General features: G+C 70.5%; 17 protein-coding genes and 1 pseudogene. 9 read left to right on the top strand and 9 right to left on the bottom strand.

Going from position 1 to position 19964, the window contains the following annotated elements:
- Positions 1 to 23 precede the first annotated feature (23 nt).
- Both AC6LJ5_RS09090 and AC6LJ5_RS09085 read left to right on the top strand, forming a co-directional pair.
- Positions 24 to 815 carry a Crp/Fnr family transcriptional regulator gene (locus AC6LJ5_RS09090; protein ID WP_103273883.1) on the top strand — a complete coding sequence of 264 codons (792 nt, stop codon included), beginning with the start codon at positions 24 to 26 and terminating at the stop codon, positions 813 to 815.
- A gap of 804 nt (positions 816 to 1619) precedes the next feature.
- Positions 1620 to 2135, top strand: a complete 516-nt coding sequence (locus tag AC6LJ5_RS09085) for an O-acetyl-ADP-ribose deacetylase (protein WP_103276424.1) — start codon at positions 1620 to 1622, stop codon at positions 2133 to 2135.
- On the opposite strand, the gene AC6LJ5_RS09080 is transcribed toward AC6LJ5_RS09085, so the two are convergent.
- Together AC6LJ5_RS09080 and AC6LJ5_RS09075 are read right to left on the bottom strand one after the other, a co-directional pair.
- Positions 2132 to 2938 carry an SUMF1/EgtB/PvdO family nonheme iron enzyme gene (locus tag AC6LJ5_RS09080; protein ID WP_498140301.1) on the bottom strand — a complete coding sequence of 269 codons (807 nt, stop codon included), beginning with the start codon at positions 2936 to 2938 and terminating at the stop codon, positions 2132 to 2134. The two genes, AC6LJ5_RS09085 and AC6LJ5_RS09080, sit on opposite strands and share 4 nt — an antisense overlap.
- Before the next feature lie 195 nt (positions 2939 to 3133).
- Entirely contained in the window at positions 3134 to 5416 is a 2283-nt protein-coding gene (locus AC6LJ5_RS09075) for a nitric-oxide reductase large subunit (protein ID WP_103273885.1), read from the bottom strand.
- 271 nt (positions 5417 to 5687) lie between these two features.
- Here AC6LJ5_RS09075 and gorA point away from each other — a divergent pair, with 271 nt between their 5' ends.
- The 4 genes from gorA to AC6LJ5_RS09055 all read left to right on the top strand — a co-directional run bounded on the left by gorA (position 5688) and on the right by AC6LJ5_RS09055 (position 9288).
- Positions 5688 to 7043, top strand: coding sequence for a glutathione-disulfide reductase (gorA, locus tag AC6LJ5_RS09070; protein WP_498140300.1), 1356 nt, complete (start codon positions 5688 to 5690; stop codon positions 7041 to 7043).
- Positions 7044 to 7190: 147 nt separating this feature from the next.
- Positions 7191 to 7823 carry a LysE family translocator gene (locus AC6LJ5_RS09065; protein ID WP_103273887.1) on the top strand — a complete coding sequence of 211 codons (633 nt, stop codon included), beginning with the start codon at positions 7191 to 7193 and terminating at the stop codon, positions 7821 to 7823.
- A 230-nt stretch (positions 7824 to 8053) separates the two neighbouring features.
- On the top strand, positions 8054 to 8602 hold the full coding sequence (locus tag AC6LJ5_RS09060; protein ID WP_498140299.1) for a histidine phosphatase family protein: 549 nt from the start codon (positions 8054 to 8056) through the stop codon (positions 8600 to 8602).
- On the top strand, positions 8599 to 9288 hold the full coding sequence (locus tag AC6LJ5_RS09055; protein ID WP_498140298.1) for an HAD family hydrolase: 690 nt from the start codon (positions 8599 to 8601) through the stop codon (positions 9286 to 9288). Before AC6LJ5_RS09060 ends, AC6LJ5_RS09055 begins: the two co-directional genes overlap by 4 nt.
- Before the next feature lie 37 nt (positions 9289 to 9325).
- Here AC6LJ5_RS09055 and pdxR read toward each other — a convergent pair whose 3' ends face one another.
- Positions 9326 to 10834 (bottom strand): MocR-like pyridoxine biosynthesis transcription factor PdxR, encoded by a 1509-nt coding sequence (gene pdxR, locus AC6LJ5_RS09050; RefSeq protein ID WP_498140297.1) that lies wholly within the window; start codon positions 10832 to 10834, stop codon positions 9326 to 9328.
- 123 nt (positions 10835 to 10957) lie between these two features.
- Between pdxR and AC6LJ5_RS09045 the strand changes: the two genes are divergently transcribed.
- Both AC6LJ5_RS09045 and AC6LJ5_RS09040 read left to right on the top strand, forming a co-directional pair.
- Positions 10958 to 11686, top strand: coding sequence for a GNAT family N-acetyltransferase (locus tag AC6LJ5_RS09045; RefSeq protein ID WP_498140296.1), 729 nt, complete (start codon positions 10958 to 10960; stop codon positions 11684 to 11686).
- Complete coding sequence (locus AC6LJ5_RS09040) at positions 11677 to 12594, top strand: DMT family transporter (protein ID WP_498140295.1); 918 nt, start codon at positions 11677 to 11679, stop codon at positions 12592 to 12594. The genes AC6LJ5_RS09045 and AC6LJ5_RS09040 overlap by 10 nt, the downstream gene beginning before the upstream one ends.
- A 21-nt stretch (positions 12595 to 12615) precedes the next feature.
- Here AC6LJ5_RS09040 and AC6LJ5_RS09035 read toward each other — a convergent pair whose 3' ends face one another.
- The 4 genes from AC6LJ5_RS09035 to AC6LJ5_RS09020 all read right to left on the bottom strand — a co-directional run bounded on the left by AC6LJ5_RS09035 (position 12616) and on the right by AC6LJ5_RS09020 (position 16831).
- Positions 12616 to 13545, bottom strand: a complete 930-nt coding sequence (locus AC6LJ5_RS09035) for a DMT family transporter (protein WP_498140294.1) — start codon at positions 13543 to 13545, stop codon at positions 12616 to 12618.
- Positions 13542 to 13880, bottom strand: a complete 339-nt coding sequence (locus AC6LJ5_RS09030; protein WP_103276425.1) for a thioredoxin family protein — start codon at positions 13878 to 13880, stop codon at positions 13542 to 13544. Before AC6LJ5_RS09030 ends, AC6LJ5_RS09035 begins: the two co-directional genes overlap by 4 nt.
- Before the next feature lie 191 nt (positions 13881 to 14071).
- Positions 14072 to 15349, bottom strand: a complete 1278-nt coding sequence (gene ertE, locus AC6LJ5_RS09025; RefSeq protein WP_498140293.1) for an N-carbamyl-l-glutamate amidohydrolase ErtE — start codon at positions 15347 to 15349, stop codon at positions 14072 to 14074.
- A gap of 87 nt (positions 15350 to 15436) precedes the next feature.
- The gene (locus tag AC6LJ5_RS09020; protein WP_498140292.1) at positions 15437 to 16831 is read right to left on the bottom strand and encodes an MATE family efflux transporter; all 1395 of its coding nucleotides are present in this window, start codon (positions 16829 to 16831) and stop codon (positions 15437 to 15439) included.
- A gap of 247 nt (positions 16832 to 17078) precedes the next feature.
- Between AC6LJ5_RS09020 and AC6LJ5_RS09015 the strand changes: the two genes are divergently transcribed.
- Positions 17079 to 18935, top strand: coding sequence for a phosphoenolpyruvate carboxykinase (GTP) (locus AC6LJ5_RS09015; RefSeq protein ID WP_392409527.1), 1857 nt, complete (start codon positions 17079 to 17081; stop codon positions 18933 to 18935).
- An 81-nt stretch (positions 18936 to 19016) separates the two neighbouring features.
- Here AC6LJ5_RS09015 and hutG read toward each other — a convergent pair whose 3' ends face one another.
- Positions 19017 to 19874, bottom strand: coding sequence for an N-formylglutamate deformylase (gene hutG, locus AC6LJ5_RS09010; RefSeq protein WP_103276426.1), 858 nt, complete (start codon positions 19872 to 19874; stop codon positions 19017 to 19019).
- Positions 19863 to 19961: pseudogene (locus AC6LJ5_RS09005) on the bottom strand (DUF4180 domain-containing protein); the annotation flags it as partial. The pseudogene AC6LJ5_RS09005 and the gene hutG, both read right to left, overlap by 12 nt.
- Positions 19962 to 19964: the final 3 nt, after the last annotated feature.

The following is a 19964-nucleotide window of genomic DNA, read 5'->3' as shown; positions in this document are numbered from 1 at the left end:
CACCTCGACCCGGACGGACCGCGATGCCCACGCCCTTGTGCCATGCCCTCCTGCGCAACCTGGACCTGTTCCGGCCCTTGTCCGATGCGGAATTGCAGGCCGCCTTGCTCGGCGCCCAGCCTTGCCGGCTGGACGCGGGGGCGGCGGCGTTCCATCAGGGCGAGCCGGCCGCGCATTTCTTCGTGCTGCTGCACGGCTGCCTGAAGGTGACGCAGGTCACGCCGGACGGCGAACAGGTGCTGGTGCGCTACGTCAATCCGGGCGATCTGTTCGGGCTGGCGCGGGCCATGCGCCAGGCCTGTTATCCGGCGTCGGTGGTGGCGGTGCAGGAAAGCGTCTGCCTGGCCTGGCCGGCGGCGGCCTGGGATGAATTCGCCGCCAGCCATCCCCGGCTCAACGCCGCCGCGCTGCAGACCATGGGCCGGCGGCTGCAGGACGCGCATCTGCGCATCCAGGAACTGTCGACCGACGAAGTCGAGCAGCGCGTGGCGCGCGCCATGCTGCGCCTGTTCGAGCAGTCGGGCCAGCCGGTGGCCGACGGCATCGGCATCGGCTTTCCGATCACGCGGCAGGACATCGCCGAGCTGACCGGCACCACGCTGCACACGGTCAGCCGGCTGCTCAACGACTGGAAGCAGCGCGGCATCGTCGACTGCGGCCGCAAGCGCGTGGTGCTGCGCTCGCCGGCGGCGCTGGCGCGGCTGTCGTCGGCGGCGCCGGCCGGGCTGCGCGACTGCGCGGGCTGCCTGTCCTGTATCGATGGACCGCCGGCGGACGGTGCGCAGAGGGTCGGGGCGCACGCGCTGCCGGGCTGATTCGCCGTTGCTTCCGCGTCGCGGGACCGGGCGGCGGCGGGGAGTGAGGGCGCGCGGGCCAGGAACCCGCGCCGGCCGGCCGGTTACTCATGGCGTGGATGAAAACCAACCCGTGGAGACGGCATGATTTCCCTATATGACTCAGCGCTGCAAAAGCAGAAGTGGAAGGCCGAGCGCGTCCTGAGCCCGCGAGCCGCGCCGCTCGGCAAGTTCGGCAATGTGCAGTACGCCCCACCCGATGCGACCGCCGCGGGCCCCAGGTTGAGCGGCATGCGCAAGTTCCTGTGTTCCGTCAGGGCGGCGTTGACGGCGTTGACGTGCCGGCTGTCGATGAGCCCCGCGCGTCGGGTGGCGTTGCGCGACCAGGGGCAGCGCTGCGCTGTCGACCGCCACATGGCGAACCTGCTGGGATGCCTGACCGGCTGCGCGCTGAAGGACAAGCGGGGCGAGGACTATCGCCGGCAGCTGCGCAACGCCTGGGCCAGGCTGGAACGCACGGGCGCAACGCCGGCGATGAAGGAAGCAGCCATGGTCCGGCTGATTTCGGAGCTTCAGTCCTGGGACCGCAGCGCCGTGGCCGCGGGAATCGCGCGCGTGCTCAGGGAGCCGCTGCCTCGGCAGCAACAGAGTTGGCTGGGCTTGTTGAACGATCAGGTGTCGCGGCCGGTTCCGGCTGGCGCGGCCGCTGGCGGCAGGCCGGTCAGCGGCGCGCGATCCGCGTCGCCGCAGGATGGCGGGTCCGTCATGCCGCCGTCCGGCGGCCCGCTGGACGCCGCTTCCCGTCCGGGCCTGCCCGCGCCGGTGATGGAGCATGTCACCGGCGACATCACCAGGATGAACGTCGATGCGATCGTCAATGCCGCCAAGCCTTCGTTGCTGGGCGGGGGCGGCGTGGACGGCGCGATACACCAGGCGGCGGGGCCGGGTTTGCTGGCCGAGTGCGCCAAGCTGGGCGGCTGCGAGGTCGGCTGTGCCAAGATCACCGCCGGCCACCGGCTGCCGGCTCGTCACGTGATCCATACGGTGGGGCCGGTGTGGCAGGGCGGCGGGAACAACGAGGCGGCGAAGCTGGCTTCCTGCTACCGCGAGTCCATACGCCTGGCCGTGAAAAAGGGCCTGGGCTCGATCGCGTTTCCCGCCATCAGCACGGGCGTATATGGCTACCCCAGGAAAGAGGCCGCGGCCATCGCGGTGGCCGCGGTCCGGCAGGCCATGCAGGAAAGCGAGGGATCGTCGCTGCGCCGCGTGGTGTTCTGTTGCTACGACGACGAGGATGCGAGGTTGTACCGGCAGTTGCTGTCCGGCATGCGCCAGCCCTAGTCCGCCAGCACCAGCCGCAGGCCCAGGTTGGCGGGCGGCAGGCCCACCGAACAGGCTCCGCTCTTGGGGTCGCGGATGAAGTCCGGCAGATAGGCGATATGCCGGCCGGCGGCCACGCGGATGCCGCAGTTGCCCGCCTCCTGTCCGGCCTCGCCGGGCGCCGCGTCCAGCACGCGGCGCGTGTGGCAGTCGCTGGTCCAGTCCCACACGCTGCCGGCCATGTCCTGCAATCCGGCCGGATTGGCGCCGTGGCCGCCGAAGGGTCGCAGCTCGACGGACCCACCCGCCTGCGCGCGCCGCGCCTGCTGGTCGTATTCGGCCAGCCAGCGCTGCGCCGGATCGCCGTCGTCGGCTGACGGGGCGAGCGCATCATCGATGAACGCCGGGCCGGCCGCGTAGACCCATTCCGCATAGGTCGGCAACCGCAGCTGGCGGCCGGTGGCGGCCGAGAGCCAGGCGGCATAGGCGGAGGCGTCGCTCCAGCTGATCCCGGCGGCCGGCATGTCCGGCGCCGTGGCGCCGCGCTGCGCGGGGTCGGGCGTCCTGCAGCCGCCGGCGCGCACGCAGGCCGCGTACTCGGCCTGGCTGACCTGGCGCGTCATGATGGCAAGGCCGTTCGGAAAGCGCGCCGTCAGCGGCGCGGGCGTCACCGGATAGCCCTTGCGCAGCGCCTCGCCGGGCGGCGTGTACGAGACCTCGCCCGGCGGCAGCCGGCTCATCGGGGGCAGGGGGGCGCGGGACCGGTCGCCGCCGCAGGCGGACAGCGACAACAGCAAGGCCAGGACCAGCGGGCGGGCATGCATGCGTAAGCTCCTCGACGCCCGGAGCCGGCAGGCTCCGGCGCATGCGGATATTGGACCCGGGGCCGGGACCGGCCTCTTTGCGCTGGCACAAGTTGGCGCGCGCAGGGCAGCGCCCGCGCCGGAAACGCAACGGCCCCGCCGGGGACCATGTCCTCGGCGGGGCCGGCGGCTTGCGTGTCGCCGACGGTTCCGGCGTCAGCCGCGAGCCGGACGGGTTTGCAGGCCGGGCTTGGGCGCGGCCGGCTTGCCGCTGGCCAGGCCCAGGATCACCTGCGCCACCAGCGCCAGCGCGCCCAGCAGGAACACCACGTCGCCGAAGGTGCGGCCCCAGCGCAGGGCTTTCAGGATGTCCTGCTGCATGAAGGCTTCGCTGCGCGCGTACCACATGCCTTCGCTGACGCTGGCGTGGAACTGGATCAGTCCGGCCGGCAGCAGGCTGGTGAAGATCATCAGCGCCAGGCCGATGTTCAGGCCCCAGAAGCCCAGCTTCATCAGGCCGGGATTCAGCGCGTATTGCGGTCGGATGTAGCGCAGCACCAGCAGCGTGAAGCCCAGCGCCAGGAAACCGTACACGCCGAACAGGGCCGCGTGCGCGTGGACCGGCGTGGTGTTCAGGCCCTGGATGTAGTACAGCGAGATCGGCGGGTTGATCATGAAGCCGAACACGCCCGCGCCCAGCATGTTCCAGAAGGCCACGGCCACGAAGCACATCAGCGGCCACTTCAGGTCGGCCATCCAGGGCGCGCGGGTCTTCAGGCGCCAGTTCTCCCAGGCCTCGTGGCCCAGCACGATCAGCGGCACCACTTCCAGCGCCGAGAAGCTGGCGCCGATGGCCATGACCGGCGTGGTGGTGCCGGCGAAGTACAGGTGGTGGAAGGTGCCGGGGATGCCGCCCAGCATGAACAGCGAGGCCGAGGCCAGGCTGGCCGTGGTGGCCATGCGCCGCGACACCAGTCCCAGCGTCGAGAAGATGAAGGCCAGCGCGGTGGTGGCGAAGACCTCGAAGAAGCCCTCCACCCACAGGTGCACGATCCACCAGCGCCAGTACTCCATCACGGTCAGGTGGGTGCGTTCGCCGTAGAAGAAGCCGGCGCCGTAGAACAGGCCGATGGCGCCGACCGAGGCGGTCAGGAGCGCCAGCAGGTTCTTGTCGCCGCCGGGCTGGCGCAGCGCGGGCACGATGCCGCGCAGCATCAGCACCAGCCAGAAGCAGATGCCGGTGAACTTGCCGATCTGCCACAGCCGGCCCAGGTCCACGTATTCATAGCCCTGGTGGCCCAGCCAGAAATTCAGCTCGGGCGGCATGATCTGCGCGATCGCCAGATAGTTGCCGGTGAACGAGCCGACCACCACGACCACCAGCGCCCAGAACAGGATGTCCACCCCGATCTTCTGGAACTTGGGATCGCGCCCGCCGTTGATCAGCGGCGCCAGGAACAGGCCGGCGGCCAGGAAGCCCGTGGCGATCCAGAACAGCGCGCTCTGGATGTGCCAGGTGCGCACCAGCGAATACGGGAACCATTGCGACAGGTCCAGCCCGTAGAACTTCTGGCCCTCCACCGTGTAGTGCGCGGTGAAGGCGCCCAGCAGCACCTGCAGGCCGAACAGCGCCACTACCAGGAACAGGTACTTGCCCAGTGCGCGCTGCGACGGGGTCAGCGCGAAGGTGCTCAGCGGATCCTGCCTGGGCGCCTCGGGCTCGTCTTCCTCCTTGCCGCGCAGGAAGGCCCAGGCCCAGATGAGCAGGCCGATGCCGGCCAGTAGCACCACCACGCTGATGATGGACCACATCACGTTCTCGCTGCTGGGCACGTTGCCGATCAGCGGCTCGTGCGGCCAGTTGTTGGTGTAGGTGACCTTGGCGCCCTCGCGCTCGGTGGCGGCGGCCCAGGCGGTCCAGAAGAAAAAGCGCGTCAGTTGCTCGCGCCGACCGGCGTCGGGCAGCGTGTTCTCCTTCATCGCGAAATGCTCGCGGCTGGTGTGCAGCGCCGGCGCATCGGAAAACAGCTGGTCATAGTAAGCGGCGGTCTGGGCGATGGCCCGCGCGCGGCGCGCGCTGACCGTCAGCACCTCGTCGGCGTTGACGCGGTTGCCACGGTACTCGGCCTTGAGGGTTTCGCGCAGCGCCGCCTGGGCCGGCGCGGGCAGTTCGGCGTAGGGCTGGCCGTGCGCCTCGCGCGCCGCCAGGTCCAGCCAGGCGCCCAGCTCGCGGTGCAGCCAGTCGGCCGTCCAGTCCGGCGCCTGGTAGGCGCCGTGGCCCCAGACCGAGCCCAGCTGCATGCCGCCCACCGACTGCCAGGCGGTCTGCCCGTCCAGGATGTCGTCGCGGCCGAACAGGCGTTGCCCGTCGGCCGCGACCACGGCCTGCGGGATGGGCGGCGCCTGTCGGTAGACCTCGCCGCCGTAGAAGCCGAGCAGCGAGAAAGTGACCGCCAGCACGGCGATCAGCGTGAACCATAGTTTTCGGTATGGGCCCATTTCGGGTACACCCTCCAGATGTTGCAGTTGATGGGTGCAGGGACAGATGCGAATTCCGTGCCAGAAAAAAGAACGCGGAAAATCAGGGGCTTGTGGGGCGAAGGGTGATTCGTACCCTGGCCGACATGGGTTCGGATTACCCTGGAATGGTGTTTTTCACCACCAGGAGGACGTTCGCGCCGTTTCGGAGGGGCCGGATGGCGACTGGTGCAAAATACGGCTTTTCCCTGACAGTGACAGCGGCCCTCGCGGGGGCCGCGCAGAGGACACCATGGCATTCGATTTCGACCTGTTTGTGATTGGCGCCGGTTCCGGCGGCGTGCGCGCGGCCCGTTTCGCGGCCGGCTTCGGCGCGCGCGTGGCGGTGGCGGAAAGCCGCTACCTGGGCGGCACCTGCGTCAACGTGGGCTGCGTGCCCAAGAAGCTGCTGGTCTACGGCGCCCACTACAGCGAAGACTTCGAGCAGGCCGGCGGCTTTGGCTGGACCACGGGCGAACCGTCCTTCGACTGGCCCGCGCTGATCGCCAACAAGAACCGCGAGATCGAGCGCCTGAACGGCATCTATCGCAACCTGCTGGTCAACAGCGGCGTGACGTTGCTGGAGGGCCATGCGCGCATCACGGATCCGCACACCGTCGAGATCAACGGCCAGACGCACACGGCCGAGCACATCCTGGTGGCGACCGGCGGCTGGCCGCAGGTGCCGGACATCCCCGGCAAGGAACACGCCATCACGTCCAACGAGGCTTTTTTCCTGGAAGCGCTGCCGCGCCGCGTGCTGGTGGTTGGCGGCGGCTACATCGCCGTGGAATTCGCCTCCATCTTCAACGGCATGGGCGCGCGGACCACGCAGATCTATCGCGGCCCCATGTTCCTGCGCGGCTTCGATCAGGGCGTGCGCGAGCACCTGCGCGACGAGCTGACCAAGAAGGGCATCGACCTGCGCTTCAACGCCAATGTCGCCCGCATCGACAAGCGCGCCGACGGCACGCTGGCCGCCACGCTGGAAGACGGCTCGGTGGTCGAGACCGACTGCGTGTTCTTCGCCACCGGCCGGCGCGCCATGCTGGACAAGCTGGGCCTGGAGAACACGGCGGTCAAGATCGGCAAGAACGGCTTCATCGAAGTGGACGACGAATTCCGCACGGCCGAGCCGTCCATCCTGGCCATCGGCGACGTGATCGGCCGCGTGCCGCTCACGCCGGTGGCGCTGGCCGAGGGCATGGCCGTGGCGCGCCGCCTGTTCCGTCCCGCCGAGTACCGCAAGGTCGACTATGCGCTGATCCCGACGGCGGTGTTCAGCCTGCCCAACATCGGCACGGTCGGCCTGACCACCGAGCAGGCGCGCGAGGCCGGCCACGAGGTCAAGCTGTATGAAAGCCGCTTCCGGCCGATGAAGCTGACGTTGACCGAGTCGCAGGAAAAGACGCTGATGAAGCTGGTGGTGGACGCGAAGACGGATCGCGTGCTGGGCGTGCACATGGTCGGGCCCGATGCCGGCGAGATCGTGCAGGGCATGGCCGTGGCGCTCAAGGCCGGGGCGACCAAGCAGGTGTTCGACGACACCATCGGCATCCATCCGACCGCTGCCGAGGAATTCGTGACGATGCGCACGGCGGTGGCGTAGCGGAATCGGGCCAGCCAACGGCGGGTGACAAGGCCGACGGGCTGGCCGCCAGGCGAGCCCGGGCACGCCAGAAAAAAGCGCCTGTTCCGATACAGATTTCCGATATCGTCGGCGCTTCCTGATCTCACGCGCCCGCCGCCATCCGCCATGCCCGATTCCTCCAACCTCCTGACCTTCGCCCTGGTGGCGCTGGGCATGGTGCTCACGCCCGGCCCCAACATGATCTATCTGGTGTCGCGCTCGATCTCCCAGGGCCCCAAGGCCGGGTTGATCTCCCTGGCGGGCGTGGCCGTGGGCTTCATCTTTTACGTGGGCTGCGCGGCCTTCGGCATCACGGCGTTGCTGATGGCGGTGCCTTATGCCTACGACGCGCTGCGCTACGCCGGCGCGCTGTATCTGCTCTACATGGCCTGGCAGGCCGTCAGGCCCGGTGGCCGTTCGCCGTTCCAGGTGCGCGAGCTGCCGCGCAGCTCGCCGCGCACGTTGTTCACCATGGGGCTGGTGACCAATCTGCTCAACCCCAAGATCGCCGTCATGTACGTGTCGCTGCTGCCGCAGTTCATCCAGCCCGATCACGGCAGCGTGCTGACGCAGTCGCTGGCGTTGGGCATGACCCAGGTCGCGGTCAGCCTGTCGGTGAACGCGCTGATCGCGCTGATGGCGGGCTCCATCGCCGGCTTTCTCGCCGGCCGGCCGCTGTGGATGGTGGCGCAGCGCTGGCTGATGGGCACCGTGCTGGCCGGCCTGGCCGTGCGGATGGCGCTGGAGTCGCGGCGCTGATCCATGTCGCGGCGCGTGCCCGGCGCGCTCGCGGTGCGTGTGTCAGTGGTGATGAAAGCTCACCAATGATTCGCAAAAAATGTCGACCCGGACGTGGGCGGCCATTGCTACGATCGCCCCATTGCAGGCGCGTCCCGCGCCTGCGACCACGTCAGATCGAGGCGGCATTCCCCATGAGGCATCCCTCAGGCCCTAATTCAACATCACCCGGTCCGCGCCAGGTTGAGCTGGTGCTGCTGCGTCACGGTGAAACCGAATGGAGCCGCCTTGGCCGCTATGCCGGTCTGACCGACCTGGCCCTGACCGCCGACGGCCAGGCATCCGCCCGCGCGTTGGGACCCCGGCTGGCACAGGGCAACTACGATCGCATCGTGTCCAGCCCCTTGCAGCGCGCCCGCAGCACGGCCGAGCTGCTGGCCTTGGGCGAGGTGACGCTGGACCTGCGGCTGGTCGAGCGCGACTACGGCGACTACGAAGGCAAGACCACCGCCGAGATCCGCGCCGACGCGCCGCACTGGCATGTCTGGACCGATCCCGTGCCCAATGGCGAGACGCTGGCCGCCATGACCCACCGGGTCGACAGCTTCATCCGCGACGTGCGCCAGTCGGCGGACCGTCGGGTGCTGGCCGTGGCGCACGCCCATCTGATCCGGTTGGTGGCCGCGCGCTGGCTGGGACTGGAGCCGGCGCAGGCGGCCCTGTTCCGGCTGGGCACGCTGGGCATCGCGCATCTGGGTTGGGAGCGCGAGCGTCCCGTCATGCTGAGCTGGAACACATGAGCGCCGTCGGCTACGCGCTGCTGTGGGACTTCGACGGCACGCTGGTCGATTCCGGCGAGTTGTGGCGGCGCAGCGAGTACACCTTCCTCAATGCCCGCAAGCTGCCCTGGAACGATGCGGCCAGCAGGCGGCTGTTGGGCGGCAACCTGGAGCTGGCGGCCCATGTGATGGCCGAGGTGACTGGCGTCCGGTTCTCGGTCGATGAGTTGCGGCGCGGCCTGGGCGACGCCGTGCGCGATGCGCTGTCGCGGCATGTGCCGTGGATGCCCGGCGTGCGCGGCCTGTTGCGCGAGCAGCATCAGCGCGGCTTGCGGTCGGCCCTGGTGACATCGTCCTACGCGGCCATCGTGCGCACGGCGCTGGAGCAGCTGGCGTATGCGCCGTTCCAGTCCTGGGTCACGCGCGAAGACGTGGAGCGGCCCAAGCCGGATCCGCAGCCCTACCGGCTGGCGCTGGAGCGGCTGGATATCGCCGCCGACGCGGCGCTGGCCATCGAGGATTCGCCCGCCGGCGTGGCTTCTGCGTTGGCGGCGGGCTGCCATGTTCTGGCGGTCGGGCCGGATCTGCGCGAACTGGCTCAGGGTCATGAGCGCGGCGGCGTGCTGGCGCATGTCGACAGCCTGGCCGGTCTGACGCTGGACGCCGTGCTGGCGCGCTTTCCTCGCATGACGGCGCGCGCCGGCTGAGGGCGCGCGCCCGCTCTTTCGCCATCTTGGCGCCTCGCTACACCCTGGCGTCCTTGCCGCCCGGTCGCTGGCGCGGCGCGTCCTGCTTCAGCCGCGTTTCCCGCGCCAGCCTGGCCAGGCGCTTGACCAGCGCCGGAAAGCGCTCGGCGCCGGTGTTGCCGTAACCGATCACCAGTCCGTTGTCCTCGGGCAGCGGCGAGACGGCGAAGGACGACAGCGCGTTGGGGCTCATGCCCGCGGCGCGCGCCTGTTCCGCGATCCGCGTATCCGGAAAGCAGGGCGGCAGGCGCACCGTCAGGTGCAGGCCGCTGTGGCCGCCCAGCACGTCATGTTCCACGTCCATGTGCGCCGCGAGCGCGTCGCGCAGCGCCGCCTGCCGTTCGCGGTACAGGCGCCGCATGCGTCCCAGATGGCGCGAGAACTGGCCGTTCTCGATGAAGGCCGCCATGGTCAGCTGTTCGAGCCGGTGGCCGCCGCGCAGCATTTCGATGATGGACGGCGTGGCGCTGGCCGCCAGCGCCGGCGGCAGCACCAGGAAGCCCAGCCGCAGGGCCGGGAACATGGTCTTGCTGAAGGTGCCCACGTACAGCACCGGGGCGTCCGGCAGCAGCCCCTGCATGGCGGCGATGGGCTCGCCCTGGTGGCGGAATTCGCTGTCGTAGTCGTCCTCGATGATCCAGGCGCCGACGCGGCGCGCCCGTTCCAGCAGGTCCAGCCGGCGCGCCACCGACAGCACCGCGCCGGTCGGATACTGGTGCGTGGGCGTGGCCTGGATCAGGCGCGGCGGCTTGCGCCAGGCATCCTCGGGGATGACCAGGCCGTCGGCGTCCACGCGCATCGGCACCACGTCCAGGTCGCCGGCATGGAAGGCGGACTTGGCGCCTCGGTAGCCGGGTTCCTCCAGCCAGGCGGTGTCGCCGGGATTGGTCAGCAGTTGCACGCACAGCGCCAGCGCGCCCTGGGCGCCCTCGGTGATGACCACATGCGAGGCGTCGCAGCGCACGCCGCGCGAGACGCGCAGGTATTGGGCGATGGCGGCGCGCAGCGCCGGCTCGCCCATCGGATGGCCGTAGCCCAGCGTGGCGGACGGCGCGGCCTGCAGCGCGCGGTCCTGCGCGCGACGCCAGGCGTTGACGGGGAACTGGTTCAGCGCCGGCGTGCCCGGCGTCAGCGGCAGGGCGCCGTCGTTGGGCACGCGGGTGGAGGCGATGCGGCCCAGCCGCGCGGCGGTGAAGGGCGCCGGTTGCGGCGGTTCGGCCTGGCGGGCGGCGCTGGTCGCGGCGGCCGACAGGGGCGCCACGCGCGTGCCCTGGCGGTCGGCCACCACATAGCCTTCGGCCGTGAGCTGCTCGTAGGCGATCAGCACCGTGTTGCGCGAGATATCCAGCTCGTCGGCCAGCGTGCGCGAGGACGGCAGCTTGCCGCCAGCCGGCAGCTGGCCCGCCAGGATGGCCTGCTTGAGCCGCTGGATCAGCTGGCGCTGGCGCGGCGCGGCGCCATGGCCGCGCGCCAGCGGGCTGGAAAGCAGGGCGTGGGGTAGATTCATGGCTCTATCGAATTCAATGATCGTGGCGCTTTTTATGATGCCACGATTCCTTTATCTTGCGCATATGCCGAACGCGTCCGCCACCGGCGGCGGCGCGGGCCAAACCGGAAGAGGCGCCACGCGATGCAAGCCCGAGTCAATGCTTTCCAACAACCCATCGGCCCCGACGTGGCCGGCTGGACGGCGCGTCCGCGCCCGCCGCTGGCGCCGGCCGAGGGCCGCTACTGCCGGCTGGAGCCGCTGTCGGCGGCGCGCCACGCCGCCGAGCTGTACCAGGCCTTCAGCCAGGCGCCGGATGGCCGCGACTGGACCTACATGTCGGTCGGCCCCTTTGCCAGCGAGGCCGAGTACCGCGCCTTCGCCGAGCGCGCCGAGGCGGGGCAGGACCCCTTGCACCACGCCGTCATCGACCTGGCCAGCGGCAAGGCCGTGGGCACGCTGTCGCTGATGCGCATCGATCCGGCCAATGGCGTGATCGAGGTGGGCTTCGTCAGCTTCTCGCCGCTGCTCAAGCGCACGCGCATCGCCACCGAGGCGCAGTTCCTCTTGATGCGGCGCGTGTTCGACGAGCTGGGCTACCGCCGCTACGAATGGAAGTGCGACAGCCTGAACGCGCCGTCGCGCAGCGCCGCCGCGCGGCTGGGCTTCGAGTTCGAGGGCGTGTTCCGCCAGGCCGTGGTCTACAAGGGCCGCAGCCGCGACACGGCCTGGTTCTCCATCATCGACCGCGAATGGCCGGCGCTGCGCGCAGCCTACGAGCGCTGGCTTAGCCCGGATAACTTCGACGCTGAGGGCGGGCAGCGCGTCGGCCTGGCCGAGCTGATCGCGCGGGAGCGCGCCGCTTGCGCCTGATCCCTGTTGCGCTGGCCCTGTTCTGGGGGTTGAACTGGCCGGCGGTGAAGATCAGCCTGTCGCTGCTGCCGCCGTTCACGCTGCGGCTGCTGGGCCTGGGCAGCGGCGCGCTGCTGCTGTTCCTGCTGGCGCGGCTGCGGCGCGCCGACATCCTGCCCGCACGCGCCGCCTGGCCCGGCATCGTGGCCGGCGGCCTGTTGTCGATCGCGGTCTTCAACCTGGCCGTGGCCTGGGCCCAGCTCAGCACCAGCACCGCCCGCGCGGCGGTGCTGACTTTCACCATGCCGATGATGTCGGCGTTGCTGGCCCGCTTCGTGCTGGGCGAGCGGCTGGATGGCCGCCGCGCGCTGGCGCTGCTGCTGGGCGGATTGGGCGTGGCGGTGCTGGCCTGGCCGGCGTTGCGGGCGGCGGTGTCCGGCGCGGATCCGTCCGCGCTGCGCGGACTGGTGTTCCCCTTGACCGCCGCCTTCGGCTGGGCCGCCGGCACGGTCTGCCTGAAGCGCTGGCCCGCGCCGGGCGACCGCGTCGTGGTCACGGCCTGGCAATTGTCGATTGGGGCGCTGTGCGCGCTGGCCGGCATGCTGCTGGCGGGCGAGTCATTTCCGCTGCAAGGCTGGAGCGTCCGGGTCGCGGGGGCGCTGACTTTTCATATCGTGCTGGGCACGGCGGCGGCGTACTGGCTGTGGTTCGTGCTGAGCGAGCGCATCAGCGCGACCACGGCTTCGCTGACCACGCTGGCGGTGCCGGTGGTGGGCGTGCTGGGCGCGATGGCGTTGGTGGGCGACCGGCCGGCCGCCCAGGACTGGTGGGGTTTCGCGCTGGTGCTGGCGGGCGCGGCGCTGACGGTGCTGGGATCGGTCGGCGCGGCGGCGCGCCGCGCCGGAGCCGGCCGGGCGCGCGGGCGCTGATGCCGTCCGCGCGGGCCGGCGTCAGCGCGCCCGGCCGCGCAGTTTCTCGCGCAGCAGCGCCGAGCCGCTGACCAGCAGGATGCCGCCCAGCACCAGCAGCGCGCCCAGCACGAAGGCGGCGTCCAGCGGTTCGTCCAGGAACAGCACGCCGAACGACACGCCGAACAGCGGCGTCATGAACGACAGAATGGACAGGCGCGAGGCCAGATAGCGGCGCAGCAGCCAGAACCAGGCCAGGTAGCCGGTCAGCGCCACGGCCACGGCCTGGAACGACACGCTCAGCACCGCGGCGGCGCTGTAGCGGAAACCGGCCTGGCCGGTGGCGATCGCATAGGCCAGCAGCAGCACGGCGGCCACCACCATCTGATAGAACAGGGTCTGGGACGCGGGCGCTTCCGACAACCGGGTCTTGCGGATCAGCACGGTGGTCGCGCCCCACAGCAGCCCCGCCGTCAGTCCCATCGCGTCGCCGAGCAGCATGTTGCTGGCGGCCTGCGGGTCGCCCTTGCCAAGGAAGGCCACGGCGATGCCGGCGAACGCGATGGCCACTCCGAGCCATTGCAGCGGCGTCAGCCGCTCTTCCGGCAGCAGCCAGTGCAGGCCCAGCGCGGCGAACACCGGCGCGGTGTAGAGAAAGACCGAGATGTGGGAGGCTGTGGAGTACACCAGGCCCTGCGCCACCAGCAGGAACTCCACGCCGAACAGCAGGCCAGCCATCAGCCCCGCCGGCGCGGCGCCATCGGTCAGCGTGCGCCATCCCGCCTGTCGCCACATCACGACGCCCAGCACCAGCGCCGCGAAGGCCGAGCGCAGGCCGATCTGCATGATGGGCGCCACATCGGCCGCCACCAGCTTGATGGCGATCTGCTGGAAGCCCCAGCACAGGCACAGCAGCAGCATGGATCCCGTGGCCAGCGCGTCCAGCGGACGGCGCGGGGCGGGGGCGGTCACGGCAGTTCCGCCGGATAGCTGTCCAGGGCCAGGCTGATCTGCTGGCGCAGGTCCCATTCGGCCAGGCTGGCCTGCACCGGACCGTAGAAAGCGCCGTCACGCACCAGGAACATGGACGGCAGGTGGAAGACTTCATAGCGCTCGACCAGGCCGCCGTTCTCGCCGGCGTCGATCCAGCACACGCGCTGCACCGGCGGCAGTTCCAGCCAGGGCAGTTCCTGGCGCGCGATGCGGCAGGTGCCACAGGTGCGGCTGTGGAACACCAGCAGGGACAGGCCGGGCGTGTCCAGCAGATAGCGGTCGGCGTTGCCGTCGTTCAGTTCGATCTGGTCCATGGTCGCAAGAGGCAGGCGCGGCGAGGGCGCGATGCCGCACATTATGGCAGCGCGGCGGCGCGGCCTTGCGCATAACCCGGACGCGGCCGGGGGCTCAGGCCCGCGCGCGTCGCGGCCGCATTGGCGCCGCGCGTGGCGCTACATTGCACTCCGGCGTTCCAACGGTCCGGCGCGCCTGAGCGCCAGCGTGTTCAGCGCGAGGACAGCACCCGGTCCAGCTCCAGCACCGTTTCATACAGCACGCGCGTGCCGTCCAGCAGTTGCGACGGCTCGATCCGCTCGTCCGGACAATGGCTGCGGCCGTTCAGGCAGGGGATGAAGATCATGCCCGCCGGGCCGGTGGGCGCCATGTACATGGCGTCGTGGCCCGCGCCGCTGGGCAGGCGCATCGTGTCGTAGCCGAGCCGGCCGGCGGCGGCCTGCACCGCGTCCATCACCAGCGGCGCGCAGTCGGTGGGCCGGGCGCGGCTGAGTTCGATGACGCTCGCGCTCAGGCGCAGCGCCTTGAGATCCTCGGCCACGCCGGCCATCAGGGTCTCGGGGAACGCGTCCAGCACCGCGTCGCTGTCGCTGCGCATCTCCAGCGTCAGCTCGACGCGGCCGGGCACGGCGTTGGCGGCGTTCGGCGTCAGGGACAGCCGACCCACCGTTGCGACCACGTAATGGGGCTTGCCGCTGGCCGCGCTGGCCTGGCGGTGCGCGCCGTCGATGATGCGGGCCGCGCCAACCAGCGCGTCGCGGCGGATGTCCATGGGGGTGGTGCCGGCGTGGTCGGGCTGGCCTTCGACCGTGATCTGCACGCGGCGGATGCCGACGATGTTGGTGACCACGCCGATGGGCAGGCCGCGCGCTTCCAGCACCGGGCCCTGTTCGATGTGCAGTTCGACGAAGGCGGCGGTGCCGCCGGCCGGACGCAGCGGCGCGGTCAGCGCGGCCGGGTCGCCGCCGACGCGTGCGATGGCCTGCGCCAGGGTTTCGCCTTCGGGATTGCGGGCGGCCAGCATGGCGGCGTCGAGCTTGCCGCTGAGCGCGCGGCTGCCGACGCAGGAAATGCCGTAGTCGCTCGGCTCCTCGGACAGGAAGTCGATGACCTCGAAGGGATGCTTGAGCGCGACGCCGTGCTCGTGCAGCGTGTGCGCGACCTCGATGCCCGCCAGCACGCCGATGATGCCGTCGTAGCGGCCGCCGCTCAGCACGGTGTCGCAGTGCGAGCCGGTGACGATGGGCTTGCGCGCGGGGTCGCTGCCGGCGCGCGCGCCGACCAGGTTGCCGCCGGCATCCAGCCGCGTGGCAAGGCCGGCGGCCTGGAACTCCTGGCGCAGCCAGGCGCGCGCTTCATCGAACAGCGGCGAGAAGGCGCGCCGCGTCCAGGGCTGGCCGGGCAGGGTGTAGCGGGACAGGGTTTCGACGCGGGACCACAGACGCTCGGCGTTCAGCGGCGGAAAGGCGGGGGCGGGGGTGACGGGCATGAGGCTTCCAGATGACGCTCGGCCGATTATGGCACGCAGGTCCGCGGCGGCCGCGCGCGCTTTCGCGCATGGGCCGAAGCGTGGACGTCAGGCCGCGCGCGCCACCAGCCCCAGGCGCTCGCGCCGCGTCCAGCGCTGCACCATCAGCAGCGCCACCACGGTCAGGCCGATCGCCAGCCCGCTCCAGATGCCCACGCCGCGCCAGCCGGCCTCGAAGGCCAGCCAGGCGCCGCTGGGCAGGCCCACGCCCCAGTAGCCGATCGCGGCGTAGACCATGGGCACGCGCGTGTCGTGCAGGCCGCGCAGCATGCCCGCGCCCAGCACCTGCGCGCCGTCGACGATCTGGAATATCGCGGCCACGGCCAGATAGCCGACCGCGAAGCCCAGCACGCGGGCGTTGGCCGGGTCGCGCACGTCCATGAACGCCGACACCAGCAGATAGGGCACCGTGACCATGAGCAGCGCGGCGATCGCCATGGAGCCGATGCCCAGTCCGAAGGCGGTCCAGCCCGCGCGCGCCACGCCGGCCGCGTCGCCGGCGCCCTGCGCATGGCTCACGCGCACCGTCGCGGCTTGCGCCACGCCGTAGGGAATCATGAAGGTCACGCTGGCGATCTGGATGGCGATGGCGTGCGCGGCCAGCTCCGCCTCGCCCAGCCAGCCGATCAGGAAGGCGGCGGCGTTGAAGATGGTGACCTCGAAAGCGGTGGCCACGCCGATGGGCAGACCCAGCTTCCAGAACGCGGCCAGCCGTTGCCAGTCCGGTTGCAGCAGGTTGCCGAACAGCCGGTAGCGGCGGAAGCGCCGGTCGCGCAGCACCACCAGCGCCAGGCCCAGGAACAGGCACAGGCTGGCCAGCGCGCTGGCCACGCCCGCGCCGACCAGGCCCAGGGCGGGCGCGCCCAGGTTGCCGAACACCAGCACCCAGTTGCCGAGCACGTTGAACGCGATGCCGGCCACCGCCACGATGAAGGCCCAGCGCGGTTTTTGCAGCGCCGCCAGGAACGAGCGCAGCACCAGGAATCCCAGGAACGGCGGCATGGCCCAGAGCAGGGCGCGCAGGTATTCACCGGCCAGCGCCGCCAGCTCGGGCGGCTGGCGCAGCAGCAGCAGGATCTGTTCGCCGTGCCACAGCGCCAGGCAGCCGGGCAGCGAAATCAGCACGGCCGTCCACAGCCCCTGGCGCACCGTCAGCCGCACGTCGCGCACGGCGTTGCGCCGCGCGCCTTCCGCGCGCGCGGCCATGGGCGCGGTGGCGCTGACCAGGCCCAGCGCGAAGAAGGCGATGGCCGAATACAGATTGGCGCCCAGCGCGCTGGCGGCCAGCTGCTGCGAGCCCAGGCGGCCGATGAACATCACGTCGGTGACGGTCATGGCGATCTGGGCCAGGTTGCTCAGCACCAGCGGCAGGGCGAGCATCAGCGTGGCGACGATTTCAGGTTTCCACGCGCGGCGGTTCGGCGCGGGCTGGGGCGGGGCCATACGGGTTCTTCCTGATTGCGACCCCGAATCTTAATCGCAGCCCGGATTTGCGGCGCCGCCGCATTGCCCGAGGCGCCGCGCAGACTTGGTGTTTGAGGCGTCTCAATCGGTGACAAACTCCTCCATGTGGGCGGGTTGACGGGCTGCCCGGCGCTGCAAGTATGATGGCGCAAACGCATACGGCCCCTATCCGAACGGGGCCGTATCACTTGGCAGCATCACCAATACAAGTAGGGAGTAGACCCCGATGAATACGCCTTTGGAAGGGGGCCTGGCGGCCTTGAACGTGCCCGCCTATGTGAAGCACCGCGGACTGATCGACTGGGTCGCCCGCGTCGTCGCGCTGGCCAAGCCCGACCGGGTGGTCTGGTGCGATGGCTCGCAACAGGAATACGACCGTCTCTGCGAGCAGATGGTGCAGTCCGGCACCATGCGCCGCCTGAACCCCGCCAAACGGCCTAATTCGTTCCTGGCCTGTTCCGACCCGTCCGACGTGGCCCGCGTCGAGGACCGCACCTTCATCTGTTCCGACCGCGCCGAGGACGCCGGCCCCACCAACAACTGGGCCGATCCCGCCGAGATGCGCGCCACGCTCGACGGCCTGTTCGACGGCGCCATGCGCGGCCGCACGCTGTACGTGGTGCCGTTCTCGATGGGCCCGCTGGGCTCGGACATCGCGCACATTGGCGTCGAACTGTCCGACAGCCCCTATGTGGTCGTCAACATGCGCATCATGACGCGCATGGGCAAACAGGTCTATGACGTGCTGGGGGCCGACGGCGACTTCGTCCCCTGCGTCCATTCGGTGGGCAAGCCGCTGGCGGACGGCGAGGCCGACGTGGCCTGGCCCTGCAATCCCACCAAGTACATCGTCCACTACCCCAAGACGCGCGAGATCTGGAGCTTCGGCTCGGGCTACGGCGGCAACGCGCTGCTGGGCAAGAAATGCTTCGCGCTGCGCATCGCGTCCACCATGGGCCGCGACCAGGGCTGGCTGGCCGAGCACATGCTGATCCTGGGCGTGACCTCGCCCAAGGGCCGCAAGTATCACGTCGCGGCGGCCTTCCCGTCGGCCTGCGGCAAGACCAACTTCGCCATGCTGATTCCGCCGCAGGGCATGGATGGCTGGAAGGTCAGCACCATCGGCGACGACATCGCCTGGATCAAGCCGGGCGCCGACGGCCGCTTGCACGCCATCAACCCCGAGGCCGGCTACTTTGGCGTGGCGCCGGGCACCAGCGAGCTGACCAACTACAACGCCATGGCCACGCTCAAGGCCAACGTCATCTTCACCAATGTGGCGCTGACCGATGACGGCGACGTCTGGTGGGAAGGCATGACCCAGACGCCGCCCGAGCATCTGATCGACTGGCAGGGCCAGGACTGGACGCCCGCCATCGCGCAGCAGACCGGCCGCAAGGCCGCGCATCCGAACGCGCGCTTCACGGCGCCGGCGGCGCAATGCCCGTCGATCGATCCGGAATGGGAAAACCCCGAAGGCGTGGTGATCGACGCCTTCATCTTCGGCGGCCGCCGGTCCACCACCGTGCCGCTGGTGACCGAGGCCCGCAACTGGGTCGAGGGCGTGTACATGGCCGCCACCATGGGCTCGGAAACCACCGCCGCCGCCGTGGGCCAGCAGGGCGTGGTGCGGCGCGATCCCTTCGCCATGCTGCCGTTCTGCGGCTACAACATGAGCGACTACTTCAACCACTGGCTGCAACTGGGCAAGCGCCTGGAAGCGGCGGGGGCCACGCTGCCGCGCATCTATTGCGTGAACTGGTTCCGCAAGGGACCGGATGGCAAGTTCGTCTGGCCGGGCTTTGGCGAGAACATGCGCGTGCTGCGCTGGATGCTGGGCCGCATCGACGGCCAGGCCCAGGGCGTGGACCAGGTGTTCGGCGTGTCGCCCAGCTACCAGGACATCGACTGGACCGGGCTGGAGTTCACGCCGGACAAGTTCGAGCAGATCATGTCGGTGGACGAGGGCGCCTGGCGCGCCGAGCTGGCCCTGCACGGCGAGCTGTTCGGCCAGCTGGCGCAGCGCCTGCCCGAAGACCTGCCGGCCACCAAGGTCAAGATCGAGGGGCGGCTGGCGGCCTGATTCAGGCGGCCGGCGTCTGCTTCACTTCCCGCCTGCGCAGCGTCCGCGGCCCGGCTTGCGCCGGGTCGCGGACGTTTGCCTTCAACGTCCGCGAGCGCTGATCCGTTCCAGCGCCGCGCCGACCATGCCTTCGACCACGGGCGTCACCCGCGCCGCCAATTCCGGCCGGTAGGCGTAGGGATAGGTCTCGTCCATGTAGGTCGACTGGCACATCTCCAGCTGCACCGCGTGCACCTCGTCCCCGGGCCTGCCATAGTGGCGCGTGATGTGGCCGCCCTTGAAGCGGCCGTTGACGGCCCAGGTGTACGGCGCCGCGCCCTCCAGGCGCTGGCGGATCGCGTCCAGCACGTCGGGCGCGCAGCTGGCGCCGTCGGCCGTGCCGATGTTCAGGTCGGGCAGCTTGCCCTCGAACAGGCGCGGCAGCACGCTGGCGATGGAGTGCGCTTCCCACAGCAGCACGGCGCCATGCTCGGCGCGAATGCGTTCGATCTCCAGGCGCAGCTTGTCGTGGTAGGGCCGCCAGTACGCGTCCAGCCTGCGCGCGCGCTCGGCCTCGTCGGGCTCGGCGCCGTCCTGGTATATCGGTTCGCCCCGGAATGTGTGCGTCGGGCACAGGCCGGTCTTGGTCTGGCCGGGATACAGGCTGGCGTCGTCGGACGGACGGTTCAGGTCCACCACGTAGCGCGAATAGCGCGCGCCCAGCACCGACGCGCCCAGCGCCCTGGCCCAGCCGTACAGCGTGTCCAAGTGCCAGTCGGTGTCGCCCGAGCGCAGGCCGGCCTCGGTCATGCGCGCGCGCTGCGCTTCGGGCAGCTGGCTGCCCAGGTGGGGGATGGAGATCAGCAGCGGCGCGTTGCCGCGCTGGAAATCATAGATGTCGCTCGTGGCGGCGGTGGCGGATGCGTCGGCCTGCGCGAGTCGCTGGCTCAGCGCGTCCATGTCGTCGGCGAACCAGACGGCGCGGCCCTGGTTGGACTCGCGCACGAAGTCGCGCAGCGCGCCGCTGGCCGCCAGCGGCGCAGAGATGTC

This window comes from Achromobacter sp. 1011791174, assembly GCF_059760925.1.
The sequence above is the reverse complement of the archived record's forward strand: the minus strand, read 5'-3'. Positions and strand labels throughout refer to the sequence as shown.

Excerpts from the sequence above, each read along its gene's own strand:
- AC6LJ5_RS09090 (WP_103273883.1), top strand. The coding sequence starts at position 24 with ATGCCCACGCCCTTGTGCCATGCCCTCCTGCGCAACCTGGACCTGTTC.
- AC6LJ5_RS09085 (WP_103276424.1), top strand. The coding sequence starts at position 1,620 with ATGGAGCATGTCACCGGCGACATCACCAGGATGAACGTCGATGCGATC.
- AC6LJ5_RS09080 (WP_498140301.1), bottom strand. The coding sequence starts at position 2,938 with ATGCATGCCCGCCCGCTGGTCCTGGCCTTGCTGTTGTCGCTGTCCGCC.
- AC6LJ5_RS09075 (WP_103273885.1), bottom strand. The coding sequence starts at position 5,416 with ATGGGCCCATACCGAAAACTATGGTTCACGCTGATCGCCGTGCTGGCG.
- gorA (WP_498140300.1), top strand. The coding sequence starts at position 5,688 with ATGGCATTCGATTTCGACCTGTTTGTGATTGGCGCCGGTTCCGGCGGC.
- AC6LJ5_RS09065 (WP_103273887.1), top strand. The coding sequence starts at position 7,191 with ATGCCCGATTCCTCCAACCTCCTGACCTTCGCCCTGGTGGCGCTGGGC.
- AC6LJ5_RS09055 (WP_498140298.1), top strand. The coding sequence starts at position 8,599 with ATGAGCGCCGTCGGCTACGCGCTGCTGTGGGACTTCGACGGCACGCTG.
- pdxR (WP_498140297.1), bottom strand. The coding sequence starts at position 10,834 with ATGAATCTACCCCACGCCCTGCTTTCCAGCCCGCTGGCGCGCGGCCAT.
- AC6LJ5_RS09045 (WP_498140296.1), top strand. The coding sequence starts at position 10,958 with ATGCAAGCCCGAGTCAATGCTTTCCAACAACCCATCGGCCCCGACGTG.
- AC6LJ5_RS09030 (WP_103276425.1), bottom strand. The coding sequence starts at position 13,880 with ATGGACCAGATCGAACTGAACGACGGCAACGCCGACCGCTATCTGCTG.
- ertE (WP_498140293.1), bottom strand. The coding sequence starts at position 15,349 with ATGCCCGTCACCCCCGCCCCCGCCTTTCCGCCGCTGAACGCCGAGCGT.
- AC6LJ5_RS09020 (WP_498140292.1), bottom strand. The coding sequence starts at position 16,831 with ATGGCCCCGCCCCAGCCCGCGCCGAACCGCCGCGCGTGGAAACCTGAA.
- AC6LJ5_RS09015 (WP_392409527.1), top strand. The coding sequence starts at position 17,079 with ATGAATACGCCTTTGGAAGGGGGCCTGGCGGCCTTGAACGTGCCCGCC.
- hutG (WP_103276426.1), bottom strand. The coding sequence starts at position 19,874 with ATGGACGCGCTGAGCCAGCGACTCGCGCAGGCCGACGCATCCGCCACC.